The organism is Bacteroides cellulolyticus, assembly GCF_025567135.1.
In the GTDB taxonomy this organism is placed as follows: Bacteria; Bacteroidota; Bacteroidia; order Bacteroidales; family Bacteroidaceae; genus Phocaeicola; species Phocaeicola cellulolyticus.
In genome coordinates, this window is sequence record NZ_JAOQJJ010000014.1 from 23,838 (window position 1) to 39,604 (window position 15,767).

Annotated in this window: 10 protein-coding genes, 5 tRNA genes and 1 other RNA gene; 14 read left to right on the top strand and 2 right to left on the bottom strand. The window is 42.3% G+C overall.

The window, feature by feature from the left end; all coding sequences use genetic code 11:
- Positions 1 to 124 precede the first annotated feature (124 nt).
- The 12 genes from OCV82_RS11680 to OCV82_RS11735 all read left to right on the top strand — a co-directional run bounded on the left by OCV82_RS11680 (position 125) and on the right by OCV82_RS11735 (position 11,076).
- Positions 125 to 2,662, top strand: a complete 2,538-nt coding sequence (locus tag OCV82_RS11680; protein WP_262543618.1) for a CotH kinase family protein — start codon at positions 125 to 127, stop codon at positions 2,660 to 2,662.
- A 37-nt stretch (positions 2,663 to 2,699) separates the two neighbouring features.
- On the top strand, positions 2,700 to 3,893 hold the full coding sequence (locus OCV82_RS11685; RefSeq protein WP_154044553.1) for an OmpA family protein: 1,194 nt from the start codon (positions 2,700 to 2,702) through the stop codon (positions 3,891 to 3,893).
- A gap of 330 nt (positions 3,894 to 4,223) precedes the next feature.
- Positions 4,224 to 5,789: an ATP-binding protein gene (locus tag OCV82_RS11690; RefSeq protein WP_154044554.1), complete on the top strand. Its 1,566-nt coding sequence runs from the start codon at positions 4,224 to 4,226 to the stop codon at positions 5,787 to 5,789.
- Positions 5,790 to 5,860: 71 nt separating this feature from the next.
- Positions 5,861 to 8,227 carry an ATP-dependent helicase gene (locus OCV82_RS11695; protein WP_154044555.1) on the top strand — a complete coding sequence of 789 codons (2,367 nt, stop codon included), beginning with the start codon at positions 5,861 to 5,863 and terminating at the stop codon, positions 8,225 to 8,227.
- Between the two features lie 8 nt (positions 8,228 to 8,235).
- Entirely contained in the window at positions 8,236 to 9,396 is a 1,161-nt protein-coding gene (nspC, locus tag OCV82_RS11700; RefSeq protein WP_394802661.1) for a carboxynorspermidine decarboxylase, read from the top strand.
- A 193-nt stretch (positions 9,397 to 9,589) separates the two neighbouring features.
- A tRNA-Gly gene (locus OCV82_RS11705) sits at positions 9,590 to 9,662 on the top strand.
- 35 nt (positions 9,663 to 9,697) lie between these two features.
- A tRNA-Gly gene (locus OCV82_RS11710) sits at positions 9,698 to 9,770 on the top strand.
- Positions 9,771 to 9,800: 30 nt separating this feature from the next.
- A tRNA-Leu gene (locus tag OCV82_RS11715) sits at positions 9,801 to 9,881 on the top strand.
- Positions 9,882 to 9,900: 19 nt separating this feature from the next.
- A tRNA-Leu gene (locus tag OCV82_RS11720) sits at positions 9,901 to 9,987 on the top strand.
- A 10-nt stretch (positions 9,988 to 9,997) separates the two neighbouring features.
- Positions 9,998 to 10,070 (top strand) — tRNA-Gly (locus OCV82_RS11725).
- A gap of 150 nt (positions 10,071 to 10,220) precedes the next feature.
- A complete protein-coding gene (locus tag OCV82_RS11730; protein WP_154044557.1) occupies positions 10,221 to 10,424 on the top strand; it encodes a hypothetical protein in 204 nt (67 codons plus the stop codon).
- A 43-nt stretch (positions 10,425 to 10,467) separates the two neighbouring features.
- Positions 10,468 to 11,076, top strand: a complete 609-nt coding sequence (locus OCV82_RS11735) for a riboflavin synthase (RefSeq protein WP_154044558.1) — start codon at positions 10,468 to 10,470, stop codon at positions 11,074 to 11,076.
- Positions 11,077 to 11,144: 68 nt separating this feature from the next.
- On the opposite strand, the gene OCV82_RS11740 is transcribed toward OCV82_RS11735, so the two are convergent.
- Both OCV82_RS11740 and rnpB read right to left on the bottom strand, forming a co-directional pair.
- Positions 11,145 to 12,461, bottom strand: a complete 1,317-nt coding sequence (locus tag OCV82_RS11740) for a YihY/virulence factor BrkB family protein (protein WP_154044559.1) — start codon at positions 12,459 to 12,461, stop codon at positions 11,145 to 11,147.
- Positions 12,462 to 12,496: 35 nt separating this feature from the next.
- Positions 12,497 to 12,848: RNase P RNA component class A (gene rnpB, locus OCV82_RS11745), an RNA gene on the bottom strand.
- A 260-nt stretch (positions 12,849 to 13,108) separates the two neighbouring features.
- On the opposite strand from rnpB, the gene OCV82_RS11750 reads away from it, so the two are divergent.
- Positions 13,109 to 14,611 (top strand): Do family serine endopeptidase, encoded by a 1,503-nt coding sequence (locus OCV82_RS11750; protein ID WP_154044560.1) that lies wholly within the window; start codon positions 13,109 to 13,111, stop codon positions 14,609 to 14,611.
- A 199-nt stretch (positions 14,612 to 14,810) separates the two neighbouring features.
- Positions 14,811 to 15,671, top strand: a complete 861-nt coding sequence (locus OCV82_RS11755) for a sigma-70 family RNA polymerase sigma factor (RefSeq protein ID WP_154044561.1) — start codon at positions 14,811 to 14,813, stop codon at positions 15,669 to 15,671.
- The last annotated feature ends 96 nt before the right edge of the window (positions 15,672 to 15,767 follow it).

The window sequence follows — 15,767 nt, forward strand, 5'->3', positions numbered from 1 at the left end:
ACTGAATATAAAGGTACTTCGCGGTTAGTATTACCGTGAAGTACCTTTTTGAAAAATAGGAAAGAAAACTCAAGAACAATAAATGAAAAACAACTTCATACTTTACGCTATTTTGTCCTGCTGCATGTTAGGATTAGAAGCTTGTAGGGAAGATTCTTTCGTGCAGAACGAAAGCAAGGGAAATGTAACGATTGTCGGTCACATGGGCGGTGATGTACAGACACGCACCTGCGTGGACAATTCTTCACCCGACGGTGTGGCCGGTATATTGTGGTCACCGAAAGATATCATTGGTGTATATGGTGACAAAGGCACAAAGAACGCTATGTTTGAATCTGCCAACACTGGCAATGTGGCCGAGGCTGAATTCAACGGTACGATGGCAGCGGGAGAATATCCCACATATGCCTACTATCCGTACAGCGCAAGCAATGCCGCAGCTGATGTGACCGCTCTGAAAGGTAATTTGAAACTGACACAGACTTTCGACATGACAACAGGCAAGCTGGAAGGTGACTATAAGGTGGGTACACCCACTTTCAAAACCTATGAAGGCAGATACGAGTTCGAGTTCGAACACCTGTTCTCTCTGCTCAAGTTCGACATCAACGCTACAGGAACGGCACTCGAAGGCGATGCACTTGAAAGCATCATTCTGACTTTGCCTGAAGGCAGACGTCTGGGAGGCGAATTCACATTCGATGCCACATCGAAAGCCGTAACATGGACCGACGATGTGACCGGAACCAATGTACTGACAATGAACTGGAGTGACACTCCTGCCCTTGCCAGCGGAAAGAGCTATACAGGCTATATCACCTGTGCACCAGAAATACGCACCGGAGACCAGATAAAGATTACTATCCTGACACAGAAGTTCAAGGCTGAATTTACCTGCACAGCGCTGGTTGATTTTGCCGCGAACACCTGCTACACATTCCCGCTTTCGCTGGAGAACTATGAAGGCGACATGGAGGTAACTAATCGTCCTGTATTTACATCGTTCTCTTTCGAGGCAAAGAATAATGCTGGCAAAATTTTGGACAAGAAACTGGTATTCAATGGCAGTGCTACAAGGCCTGTAGACAGTGCTTCGGAGGAGTTGACTGTTGACGGTGAGACGATAACCGGTTGTATTCCTTATCTATATAACTTCAATCTGAAGCCTACCTTTGCAGTGAACGACGGTACTACTGTTAAGATAGATGGCGTAGAGCAGACAAGTGGTGTAAGTGAAGTTGATTTCAGCAACCCTGTGGTTTACACGCTTTCTAACGGAGAAGAAACAAAAACGTTTACTGTTACTGTCACTAATTCCGGTCTGCCGGTTGTGGTGTTGACACAGAGTGGTGGCGGAAGTGAAAGTTGGGCAGAGGCTGGTATTAACGTACGCTCTAAAGATGCTGATTGGGTGGAAACAGATAAAATGGCGGTATATAACGCTGATGGTTCTGTGGATATGGAAGAGGCATTTTGCGGGATACGTTTGCGCGGAAACTCTACACAAAAATTCCCAAAGAAACCGTTTGCCATGAAACTGGTTAGCAAGGCTTCTGTTTTAGGTATGCCGAAACACAAGCGCTGGGTACTTTTGGCTAACTGGATGGACCGTACTATGTTGCGCAATGCTGTAGCATTTGAAGTAGCTCATCAGACAGAAAATGCATATGCCGATGGACTTGGATGGAATCCTCACGGATATAGTGTGGAAGTTATTATGGACGGACGCCATGTAGGAAATTATTTCTTATGTGAGCAAATCAAGATTGACGGCGACCGTGTAGATATTAAAGACTGTATTGAAGACATCATAGGAGATGGCAATACAAATCCAACGATGGCCGACTGCGGTTATTTGCTTGAATTTGACGACAATTATGATGAAGTGGACAAGTTCCGTACCGGTCGTGGATTGCCGTGTATGTTCAAGGATGAGGTTAGTAAATATAGTTCTGATATTTACAATCAGGTGAAGGCCAGAATAGAAGCCGTAGAATCCAATTTGGAGGCTGGAAACTATGAGGCTGCTTATAACGATCTTGATATAAATTCTGTGATAGACTATTTCTTTGTACAGGAATTGACATTCAACGATGAATACAAGCATCCGAAGAGTGTATACATGCTTATTGACGGTGATGGTAAGCTGACTGCTGGCCCGGTATGGGATTTCGACTGGCAGACATTTATCAATTATGACAAGGTACAGGCCATGAACAGCAAGTATGGCGGTACTTATTCTTGTCGCAATACGAATGAATGGCTGTATGGTGCATCGAAATTGGCTGAAGAGAAGCCATGGTGGCAGGGAGGCGGTTATGATTATGTAAACGACATGCCCTATATGTGGTATCCTCTTCTGTTTAAAGACGCGAATTTCCGTACCAGAGTTCAGGAACGTTGGACTGTTATCTATCCGCAATTGTTGAGTGTAGCAACTAAGATTGATGAGCTTGCCACACAGAATAAAGTGTCAGATCAGTATAATTATGCTATGTGGCCGCTGTCACCATTAAAAGTGTCTGTAGGTTCTGCTTTCAACGGTGATGAGGATATGACTTTTGACGAGGCTATATCTTCTATGAAGAAAGCTTATTCTGAACGTTTGGAATGGATGAACACGAATATCATAGGTGGAAATTTTGTAACTAATGCGAAATGATAGTTAAATTAAAAAGGATACTTAATTTTTGAGAATTATGATAAAGAAAACAATTTTTACCGCAGCCATGGTTTTGGCAGGTGGATGTGCTTTTGCACAGACAGAGCAAAACAACAGTGATTTCACTGAAACTGTGGAATACAGTACAGACAAGTACAAAGTGGAAACCAACCGTTTCTGGAGTAACTGGTTTATCAGCGCGGGTGCAGGAGGACAGGTTTACTTTGGTGACCATGACCGCCAGCGCAAGTTTGGTGAACGTATCTCTCCGGCACTGGATATAGCAGTGGGTAAATGGTTCACTCCAGGTATAGGTGTACGCCTTATGTATTCAGGCCTTTCTGCAAAAGGTGCTACTCAGAACGGTGCATATCAGAGTGGTGGTGCAATAAGCGGAAAACCATGGGATGGATACTGGCTGAACGAACAGAAATTCAAATTCTATAACTTCCACATGGACGCTATGTTCAACCTAATGAACATTATAGGCGGCTACAAGGAAAAACGTGTTTACAGCCTGAGTCCGTATGCCGGTGTTGGTATAGCCAGAGTAACATCTAAACCGAAGAATGCTGAAATAACTGGTCATCTTGGACTTATGAACTCTTTCAGACTTTGTGAGGCTGTTGATCTTAACCTTGACCTGCGCGCTACATTCATCAACGATATGTTCGACGGTGAAGTAGGCGGACGTGGCGGTGAACCTATGCTTACTGCTGCTCTCGGACTTACATATAAGTTCAAACAGCGCGGATGGGACAGAAGCAAGACTATTACACGCAACAACGACGGTGCGCTGAAACGTATGAGTGACCAGATAGATGCACTGAATGCTGAGAATGCACGTCTGCAGCGTGAACTTGCTGATGCAAAGAACAGACCTACAGAAGTTGTCAAGAAATTTACATCAGGCAATCTGTTGACTTTCCGTATTGGCGAAGCTAAACTGTCGAAGGAAGCTCGTGTAAATCTTCAGTTCTTTGCTGAGGCTATCAAGGCAGGCGATCCAGATGCGGTATATACAATTACAGGTTATGCTGATGCCGGAACAGGTAGCAAGAAGACTAACGAACGCTTGAGTAAGAAACGTGCTGAGGCTGTTCGTGACTGTCTGGTTAACGAATTCGGTGTTTCAGAATCGCAGCTTGAAATTGACTACAAGGGTGGTGTGGACAATATGTTCTATGATGATCCTCGCTTGAGTCGTGCAGTAATCACTCGCAGCAAGTAAATACAACTTTTTTATCTGATAAATCCAATCCCTCTGTGCAAGTGATTGTGCAGGGGGATTTTTATGTGCGTATATTTCACTTTGTACTTCTCTCTGTTTGCACTATCTTTAGATAAGATAGGCTTCACCTTGGAATTAAAAGTTGAAAACTTTGTTTTCACTTTGTACTTCTCTCGGTTTGCACTATCTTTAGATAAGATAGGCTTCACCTTGGAATTAAAAGTTGAAAACTTTGTTTTCACTTTGTACTTCTCTCGGTTTGCACTATCTTTGTGACATTCGCATGCACTGCATTTTTAATTATTAATTTTTAATTATTAATTGATTTACATGAAATACCCCATAGGAATACAGAGCTTTGACCGTATTATAAATGACGGATTTGTTTATGTAGATAAGACTGATTTGGTTTACAGTCTGGTGACGGAAGGCTCAATTTACTTCCTTAGCCGCCCTCGCCGTTTCGGCAAGAGTCTTCTTGTGTCAACACTTAAAAACTATTTTCTCGGTAGAAAGGAACTTTTCAGGGGGTTGAAGATTGATGCGCTGGAAAAGGACTGGAATGTGTATCCTGTGTTTCATATGGATTTCAATGGAGGTGAATATACACGTAAAGGTGCATTGAGAAGTGCTATTCTAAGTTATATTACTGCCTGGGAAAGATTGTATGGAATAGAAGGTGGTGACGAAGAACTTAACCTTGGCTTCAGATTCAAGAAGATAATCGAGACTGCTTATAATAAAAGCGGAATGCGTGCGGTGGTACTTATTGACGAATATGACAAGCCAATACTTGATGTTCTGGACTATGACAAGGATTTGGAGGAAGAACACCGCAATATCCTGAAAGGATTCTATTCCACATTCAAAGGGGCTGATGAGTATCTACAGTTTGTATTTCTTACAGGTGTAACAAAATTTTCGCAAGTCAGTGTGTTCAGCGGTTTCAACCAGCCTAAGGATATAAGCATGCACGCTAAGTATGAGACGCTTTGCGGTATATCGCAGGAGGAATTGGAAAGTTATTTCAAGAAGCCTGTAGGGCAGATGGCGGAAGTTTACGGATGTTCTTTAGATGAAATGATGAATAAGTTGAAGGCGCAGTATGACGGTTATCATTTCAGCGACAGAATGACGGATGTGTATAATCCTTTCAGCTTGCTTAATGCGTTTGATTCCGGGAGAATTTATGATTATTGGTTCAAGAGCGGTACTCCGACATATCTGGTTCGCCTGTTGTCGCATTCAAACGAAAATATGAACGAGATAACAGGCAAGTTCTATTCTCCTGAGGAATTTATTGATTACAAGGCGTGTGTGGAACAACCACTGCCTATGATATATCAGAGCGGCTATCTAACTATAAAGGAATTTGATTTGAGGCGTAATAAGTTTTTGTTGGATTACCCTAACTGTGAGGTGAAAAAGGGATTCCTGTCAGTAATAGCTTCAAGTTATTTCAATACAAGAGAGAGTGTGAATTCATGGATTGACAATGCGGTAGATCAGTTGAATGAAGGCAGGATAGACGACTTTCTTACAGGTATGACTTCTTTCCTTGCAAGTATCCCATACACAATGCGCCGTAAAGAGAACGAGCGTGAGAAGGAAAGATATTTCCACTATACTTTCTATTTGATACTGCGACTTATCAGTGTCTATACTGTCTATACGGAGAAGGTACAGAGTTACGGTCGTGTGGACTGCATAGTGGAAACATCGGATTATGTTTTTATCTTTGAATTCAAACTTGACGGTACTGCAGAGGAGGCGGTTCGACAGATAGAAGAAAAAGGTTATGCTTGTGAATATGAATCTGACAGCCGCAAACTATATAAGGTAGGAGCCGTATTCTCGTCTGAAACGGGAACGATAGAGGAATGGATGGTTGGATGACTGTGAGTTTTGTAGTTTTTGTCTATATTTGCAGCCTGAAAATTATATCGAATTATCTATAATATCATAAGATGACTAATTATCTGGATGAACTGAATGAAAGCCAGCGTGCCGCTGTGCTTTATAACGACGGACCTTCGCTGGTAATAGCCGGGGCTGGCTCCGGAAAGACGAGGGTGCTTACATATAAGATAGCTTATCTGCTGGACAATGGTTATGAGCCGTGGTCTATACTGGCACTGACTTTTACCAATAAGGCGGCGCGCGAGATGAAGGAACGTATATCACGTGCTGTAGGTATGGAAAAGGCAAAATATTTATGGATGGGCACTTTTCATTCCATTTTTGCACGGATATTGCGGACTGAGGGTGCGGCGTTGGGATATACATCGAATTTTACTATATATGATTCATCCGATTCAAAGAGTCTTATAAAATCTATCCTTAAGGAACTTAACCTGGATGAAAAGGTGTATAAGCCGGGAGTGGTGCAGGCGAGGATAAGTAATGCAAAAAATCATTTGGTTTCGCCGGAGGCTTATGCGGCAAGCGGAGAGTTCTACAGAGCTGATTCCGAGGCGAAAATTCCTGCAATGAGGGATATATATGTAAGGTATTGCGAAAGATGCCGACAGAGTGATGCCATGGATTTTGACGACCTTCTGGTAAATACTTATCTTTTATTCAAGAATCATACCGACATTTGTGATAAATATGCCGAAAGGTTCCGGTATGTATTGGTGGATGAGTATCAGGATACTAACTTTGCACAGCACAGCATAGTCTTGCAATTGACAAGCAAGCATCAGCGTGTATGTGTGGTGGGTGACGATGCACAGAGTATATATTCTTTCCGTGGCGCGAATATAGACAATATATTGAAGTTCACAAGGCTGTATAATGATGCCCGCCTCTTCAAGCTTGAACAGAACTACCGTTCTACACAATTGATTGTGAAAGCGGCCAATAGCCTTATAGAGAAGAACCGTGAACAGATAAGGAAAGAGGTTTTCTCGGAAAATCAGGTGGGGGAACCTATAACCGTGACGAGCGCATACAGCGATGTAGAGGAAGGAGAGATTGTAGCGAACAAGATTACTTCCATGCACGTGAAGGATGGTTGTCCTTACAGTGATTTTGCTATTTTGTATCGCACAAATGCACAGAGCCGTATATTTGAGGAGGCACTGAGAAAGCGTGCTGTGGCGTACAGGATATACGGTGGTTTGTCGTTCTATCAACGTAAGGAGATTAAGGATGTGATAGCATATTTCCGTCTGGCAGTAAACCCGCATGACGGGGAGGCTCTGAAAAGAGTCATAAACTATCCTGCCAGAGGGATAGGAGATACTACTCTGAATAAGATTATTGCTACAGCGGCACAGGAAGGGGTGAGTCTTTGGACTGTCATTTCGTCTCCTCTTGATTACGGACTGAATATAAATAAAGGTACTCATGCCAAACTGCAGGGCTTCAGGGATATCATAGCGGATTTTGTAAGTAAGGTTGATACATATAATGCCTATGATCTTGGAAAGGAGATTGTTGGAGCGTCAGGTATTATGGCTGATATAATACAGGACACTTCGCCCGAAGGTTTGAGCAGACGTGAGAATATAGACGAACTGGTGAACGGTATGTACGATTTTTGTGACATACGCCGTCAGGAAGGTAATGAAAGGATGTTTCTGACTGATTATCTTTCGGAAGTTTCATTGCTTACCGACCAGGATGGAGAAAAGGACGACAGTGTCCCGAAAGTAACTTTGATGACTATCCATTCGGCCAAGGGACTTGAATTCAGAAATGTCTTTATCGTAGGAATGGAGGAAAACCTGTTCCCGGGACCTATGTCTTCAGATTCTCCCAGGGCTTTGGAAGAAGAAAGAAGATTGTTCTATGTGGCCATAACCCGTGCCGAGGAGAACTGTTTCATTTCGTATGCAAAGAACAGGTATAAATATGGTAAGCCGGAGTTCTGTAATCCGAGCCGCTTCCTCAAGGACATAAACCCTGATTTTCTGAAGATGCCTGCTGATAGTGGGTTTACTCCCGTACGTAATGAAGGATATACAAAACGTAACTATGAGCGTGGCTATGAAAGGAATGAAACTTACAGGAGTAGCGGACCTTCGATGTTCGATGGTGGTGAGATGCCTCAGGAACCGGTGAGATTTGTCAAACCTGTGCCTCCGAGAAATCTTAAAAGGATTGTTCCGGTGTCACAAAATCCGGCGGTAAGCCGTAGTGCTGAGCCGGGTAAAGCTGATACGCACGGTGTGGAAGTTGGTCGTCTGATAGAACATGAACGTTTCGGAAGGGGAGAGGTTGTGCGGCTGGAAGGCAGCGGCGACAACTGTAAGGCGACTGTAAGATTTGAAAATGCCGGCGACAAGCAACTGTTATTGAAATTTGCACGTTTTAAAATTATTGGATAATTAAGATTATGGATTTGACTAAGGTGCCTTCTCCATGTTATGTAATGGAGGAAGATCTGCTCAGGAAAAATCTGAGCCTGATAAAAAGTGTGGCCGACAAGGCTGGGGTGGAGATTATTTTAGCTTTCAAGGCATTTGCCATGTGGAAATCATTTCCCATATTCCGCGAATATATAAATTATACTACGGCAAGTTCGGAGTATGAGGCACGCCTGGCATTCGAAGAGTTCGGAAGTAAGGCTCATTCTTATTCGCCGGCATATACTGAGGAAAATTTTCCTGCATTTCTGAAATACAGCAGTCATATAACATTTAACTCGCTTTCTCAATTCAACCGCTTTTATCCTATGGCTAAAGCCTCGGCTGAAGACGTTTCATTGGGAATACGTGTAAATCCTGAATATTCTGAGGTGGAAGTGGAATTATATAATCCGTGTGCTCCGGGTACACGTTTTGGTGTGACTGCAGATATGCTTCCGGAAACGTTGCCGGAGGGAATTGAAGGATTTCATTGTCACTGTCATTGCGAGTCCAGTTCGTATGAACTTGAAAGGACATTAAAGCATATCGAGAAGAAGTTCTCACGTTGGTTCCCTCAGCTGAAATGGCTTAATTTGGGAGGAGGACACCTGATGACTCGCAAGGATTATGATGTAAATCATCTGATAGGCCTGCTTCAGGGACTTAGACAGTGCTATCCTAACCTTCAGATAATACTTGAACCGGGATCTGCGTTTACGTGGCAGACAGGGCCTCTCTTGGCTTCGGTTGTTGATGTGGTTGAAAGTAAGGGAATACGCACAGCAATACTTGATGTAAGTTTCACATGTCATATGCCGGACTGTCTGGAAATGCCATATCAGCCGGCTGTTCGCGGAGCTGAGTCGCTTCCTGCTGATGCGGTGAAAATATCTTCGCCGGAAGACCATGTTTACAGATTGGGCGGCAACAGTTGTCTGAGCGGTGACTATATGGGCAGCTGGAAATTTGATCATGAATTGTGCGTAGGAGAAAGAATAGTGTTTGAAGATATGATACATTACACAATGGTTAAGACAAATATGTTCAACGGTATTCATCATCCTTCGATAGCTATACTTCATTCTGACGGGGAATTGGAAGTTTATAAGACTTTCCGTTACGAAGATTATAGAGACAGAATGTGCTGATTTAGGCGGTTTGCGGTGAAACTCATAATTTCATTGCAAACCGTTCTTTTTTTACATGTATTGATACTCAATAACTTGTAACTTTTCGAGAAAAAAATAATAAAAAAAGTGTTCAATTGTTTTGGTGGTTTCAAAAAAAGCTATACCTTTGCACTCGCAATCGGGAAAACAACTAACGGTTGAAAAAAACAATGCGGAAATAGCTCAGTTGGTAGAGCATAACCTTGCCAAGGTTAGGGTCGCGAGTTCGAGTCTCGTTTTCCGCTCAAAAAAAAAGAAAAATTGACATTTTGAACAAGATGCGGAAATAGCTCAGTTGGTAGAGCATAACCTTGCCAAGGTTAGGGTCGCGAGTTCGAGTCTCGTTTTCCGCTCAAGAACAAATCTAATGAGGTTTGCGTTTTGCCCAGGTGGCGGAATGGTAGACGCGCACGTTTCAGGTGCGTGTGTCGAGAGGCATGCAGGTTCGAGTCCTGTTCTGGGCACAAATCTTAAAGGATGAATGGAGGAATGGCGGAATTGGTAGACGCGCTACTTTGAGGGGGTAGTGACAGTTATGTCGTGTGAGTTCGAGTCTCATTTCCTTCACCAAATAACAATTGCGGAAATAGCTCAGTTGGTAGAGCATAACCTTGCCAAGGTTAGGGTCGCGAGTTCGAGTCTCGTTTTCCGCTCTAAAAGAGAAATCAGTTTACGCTGGTTTCTCTTTTTTTGTGCCCTTACCGAAAATAATTCATGGTGTCAGAGAAAAAAGTCGGCTAAATCTATTCTTTTTGTCAGGCATTCAGTATATTTGCCACGCAAAATAATAAAGACTGACTTACATGAAAACTTATGACATTTATTTTTCAGATGACGACTCTTATGATAATAAAGGGTTCTCATTAAAAACTATGGAGAAGGCTATACATATGGCCGAAGATATGCTGGAAAAGGGAAATGCTTTTACTGAACAGTATGCGGGAGGAACTATTTCTGTAGTTGATTCTGACGGCGAAACAGTATGGAGCAAGCCTATTCCGGAATAACAGAAGCTGATTTTATTGGTAAACTTTTAAAAATATATACTTTATGTTCTCAGGTATCGTAGAAGAATTTGCTGAAGTGGTAAATGTGGTAAAAGATCAGGAGAATCTTCACCTTACGCTTAAGTGTTCGTTTGTGGACGAACTGAAAATTGACCAGAGTGTGGCTCATAACGGAGTGTGTCTTACTGTAGTCAGTATTCAGGATGGCACATACACTGTTACAGCTATGAAAGAAACAATAGAGCGTTCAAATATCGGATTGCTGAAAGTCGGAGATAAGGTCAATGTGGAAAGAAGCATGATGATGAACGGACGTCTGGATGGTCATATCGTACAGGGACACGTCGATCAGACCGCTACTTGTGTGGCAGTGGATGATGCTGAAGGTAGCTGGTATTTCACTTTCAAATACAAGTTTGACAAGGAAATGGCAAAAAGGGGTTACTTCACTGTTGACAAAGGTTCGGTGACTGTAAATGGTGTGAGTCTTACTGTATGCAATCCTACTGAGGATTCATTCCAGGTCGCTATTATCCCTTATACTTTCGAACATACAAATTTCCATACAATAAAGGTTGGAAGTGTTGTAAATCTTGAATTCGACATTATAGGAAAGTATCTTAGCAGAATGATGCAGTTGACTTCAAAATAAAATAAAAGTCCGTAATACACAAAAACGGCTTCCTGTTACAATCATTGTCAGGAAGCCGTTTTTGCGTATTATATATCTTTCAGTAATATCTGGTTGTTGTGTGATGTATATTCTTGCCTTGCTTTTATCATGGCATCCCATGATGAAGAATACTGGCTTTTGTCGATATTGAAATCTTCGAAACCTTTTGAGTCGAGTTTGTTCAGCATTACTCCAAGTGTGAGCTTGTCTGTTGACATCCCTGGCAGATAGCACACTTCTTCGCTTTTGCCTTTTTCTTTTACACCTTCGTATATGAGTTGTAAATCCTGCAGCTCGTATAAGATGTCTTTTGTGAGACGGATCGGTATTTTGTTTTCCTTGCTTATCTCCTCGGCGGAATAGGGGTCTTCGCCATTTTCAAACCTTTTGCAGATTTTCGACAGTATGATTGTGCAGAAAAAGTCGTGGTATCTGCGGCTTATGTTTTTTGATTCCTTTCCGTACTTGAACGACTCAAGGTTCTGGCTTACGTAATTCATCTCTGCGCCGAAAAGGCATATGCTCCATGATATCTGTGTCCAAAGCAGGAACATAGGTATTGCCGCAAAGCTTCCGTATATGGCATTGTAGTTTGATACCCAGATCTGGCTGTTTATATATATGTATTGGAAAATCTGGAATGCGCTGCCTGCCAGTATCCCTGGTATTATGGCATGGCTGAATTTGACCTTTGTGTTGGGTATGAATACGAACAGGCCGATAAACATTGCCCAGATAATGGCGTAGGGAAGGAGTTGTATGAAAAACTTCATAATAGGAGCCAGCAGGGCAAAGGTCTCCATTTCTTTCAGGAACGTTGTCATGAATATGGATAGTCCGCTGGAGAAAACTATCAGTAGCGGTAGCAGTAAAATCATGGAGAAGTAATCGGTGATTTTCCTGAAAACGGAACGCGGCCGTTTTACCTGCCATATTGTGTTGAAGCTTCGCTCTATGTTGTCGGTAAGTATAAGTATAGTCCAAAGCAACATTACGATACCTACTCCGATAAACACTCCGCTTTTGGTATGCTGTAGATACGAATTTATCCATGTAATGACTAGCTCTGCCTGATGGCTGCTCATATTGTTTCGGAACAGGCCTTCCATTATCGAGTCGAAACCGAATCCTCTGGCTATGGCGAAAAGTATCGCGAATATGGGGATGATTGATAACAGTGTGCTGTAGGTGAGGGCAGAGGCTCTGACTACTATCCTGTTGTTGTTGAACTGTTCTGTAGAAAGGATTATAATTCTGATTATTCTTATTATATATCTTAGGATTGGGGGATATTTTTCTTCATCTGCTATCCATAGATCTTTCTGGAAAAACTTTTTCCATTTATTAATTGGAAGTTTTGGCATAGTATGTATGTAATGGTGATTATCGTGATGAAAAAGAAGGCAGCAAACCTGTAAGCCGGGTTCTGTTCCCTGACAAGCAGGGTGTCTGTCATTTATCTACATCTGCCGTCACCGACAGACTCTAGCGGTCCACCCTCCGACGTGGGGCGAGCAACCCTCGTTAATGCCGGTTTACATGACCTTACAACTCCTAAGATGCACAGCCCGGATATCGCTATTCGGCTGGTGGGCTCTTACCCCGCCTTCTCACCCTTACCCCGGTAGGGGCGGTTATTTTCTTCTGCATTACTCTACCCTTGCGGACAGCTTTCTGTTAGGAAGTAGGATGCTCTGTGTTGCCCGGACTTTCCTCTTGTATAAAATACCAGCGACAGACCGGTCTGCTGCTTTCTTACTGCAAAGGTAGGGAAATAAACCGAAAAAACGGCAGGTTTGGCAGAAATACTTTGATATTTGTGTTGTCAGTCTCTCGTAACGAATGTAAATTTGGCAGTTTCCCTCGTTAACACGGGTTAATCAGCATAATATCAATGTTAAAAGAGAGAAAAAACTGATACTTAGGAGTACAACCGTATGGAATTTGTTATACTTTAGCGGATGAAATGTTAAACAAGTAGTGAAATTAACAGTTTAATATAGATAAGATTATGAAAACAGTAACTAAATTTGCGATAGGAGCAGCTTCAATGGTTGCAGTAAGTGCAGGAGTTGCAGGTGTTACGGCTTACGTCGTTTCTCAGAATAATCAACCGAAAGAAAGTAAGACTTTTTACGAATCATTCAATACAATGCCTTTGACTCGCGCCGTTGCGATGGATTCAAACAGCATGCAGCCTGTTGATCTGACTAAGGCGGCAGAAAGTTCATTGAATTCTGTAGTACATATTGTTGCTACACAAAGAAGCAAGGTGCAGACGGTACAGCAGATGCCTGATATCTTCGATTATTTCTTCGGAGACGGTCGCGGACGTCAGCGTCAGATTGAGACTCCGGAACAGAAAGGTTTTGGTTCTGGTGTAATTATCTCTAAGGATGGTTATATTGTAACAAACAATCACGTAATTGACGGAGCTGATGAAATCAGCGTCAAGCTTCAGGATAGCAGGGAACTCAAGGGTAGAGTTATAGGTACGGACCCTACTACCGACCTTGCTCTGGTTAAGATTGAAGGAGATGATTTCCCTGCAATACCGGTAGGGGATTCTGACAAACTGAAAGTAGGCGAATGGGTATTGGCAGTTGGTAATCCGTTCAATTTGGGCTCTACTGTTACAGCCGGTGTAGTTAGTGCCAAATCAAGAGGTCTTGGTGCAAATCAGGTAGAATCATTCATTCAGACTGATGCCGCAATCAATCAGGGTAACAGTGGTGGTGCATTGGTTAATGCCCGTGGTGAGCTTGTTGGTATCAATGCAATGTTGTTCTCACCAACAGGTGCATATTCAGGATACGGATTTGCAATCCCTACAAGCATTATGACTAAGGTTGTAACAGACTTGAAGCAGTATGGAACAGTACAGCGTGCATTGCTTGGAATCGGTGGTAGAAATATGGGTGATGAAACTTATCCGGATGAAATCAGAAAAGAACAAAAGGAACTTGGTGCAAACGAAGGTGTTCAGGTGGTTGAAGTTTCAGAAGGAGGTTCTGCCGAAGGAATCCTTAAAGTTAATGACGTTATACTTGAACTGAACGGCAAGAAAGTCAAGACCATGGCCGATCTTCAGGGTATGCTTGCGCAGTATCGTCCGGGAGAAAAGGTTAAGGTGACAGTATTGCGTGACAAGAAGGAAAAAGAATTTACTATAACATTGAAGAATGCACAGGGTAATACCAAGGTGGTTAAGAAAGCCGACATGGAAATGCTTGGAGCTGCATTCCGCGAAGTACCTGAAGAATTGAAACGCCAGTTGAACTTAGGTTACGGTGTTCAGGTGACAGGCGTTACTGACGGCAGAATGGCAGACAGCGGTATCCGTAAGGGATTCATTATCCTGAAAGCTAACGGAAAACAGCTTAAGACAGTTCAGGATTTGGAAAATGTTATGAAATCTGCATCTCAGTCTCCTGATCAGGTATTGTTCATGACTGGTGTATATCCGTCAGGAAAACGTGCAAACTATGCTGTAGATTTGTCACAGGCTGAATAATCATAATACAGGATAATAAAAGGATATTATTATAATAGGTATTGATTTAAGGTAAAAGATTATGAGAGGCGTTTTATGTGAAAAATAGCATATACGCCTCTCTTTATCGTTTGTTGTTATAAAAAGTTATAATAATCAATAGAATAATTGTCGTATTCTTGAATATTTTATAACTTTGCATCCAAATCGATTTTAAGGAATGAGACAATTAAAGATTACCAAAAGTATCACTAACCGAGAGAGCGCTTCTCTGGATAAGTATTTGCAGGAAATTGGTCGTGAGGACTTGATTACGGTCGAAGAAGAAGTAGAGCTTGCTCAACGTATTCGTAAGGGGGACAGAATAGCGTTGGAGAAACTTACTAGAGCCAATTTGCGATTTGTTGTATCTGTTGCAAAGCAGTATCAGAATCAAGGATTAAGTTTGCCTGACTTGATTAATGAAGGAAATCTTGGACTTATCAAGGCGGCTGAGAAATTTGACGAGACACGTGGTTTTAAATTTATCAGTTATGCCGTATGGTGGATTCGCCAGTCCATTCTTCAGGCTTTGGCAGAACAGTCAAGAATCGTAAGATTGCCATTGAACCAGGTGGGTTCGTTGAATAAGATCAGTAAGGCTTTCTCTAAGTTCGAACAAGAAAACGAACGTCGCCCGTCACCGGAAGAGCTTGCTGACGAACTTGAAATCCCTGTAGATAAGATATCCGATACTCTGAAAGTGTCAGGACGTCACATCTCAGTAGATGCACCTTTTGTTGAGGGTGAAGACAATAGTCTGCTTGACGTGTTGGTGAACGATGATTCGCCTATGGCGGACCGTTCTTTGGTTAATGAGTCACTTTCGAAGGAAATCGACAGAGCACTATCTACGCTGACCGACAGAGAGAAGGATATAATCCAGATGTTTTTCGGTATTAACACGCAGGAAATGACGTTGGAAGAAATCGGCGATAAATTCGGGCTTACACGTGAGCGCGTTCGTCAGATTAAGGAAAAAGCTATCAGAAGATTAAGAAACAATTCGCGTAGCAAGTTGCTCAAATCTTATTTAGGATAAGATAAAGATTGGTTTCCGAAAAGAATAACAGAATCAGACTTGAACATGGTTTGGTTCTGTTTTTTGTTTCTGTATGTTAAATAATTGCTTCGTTTT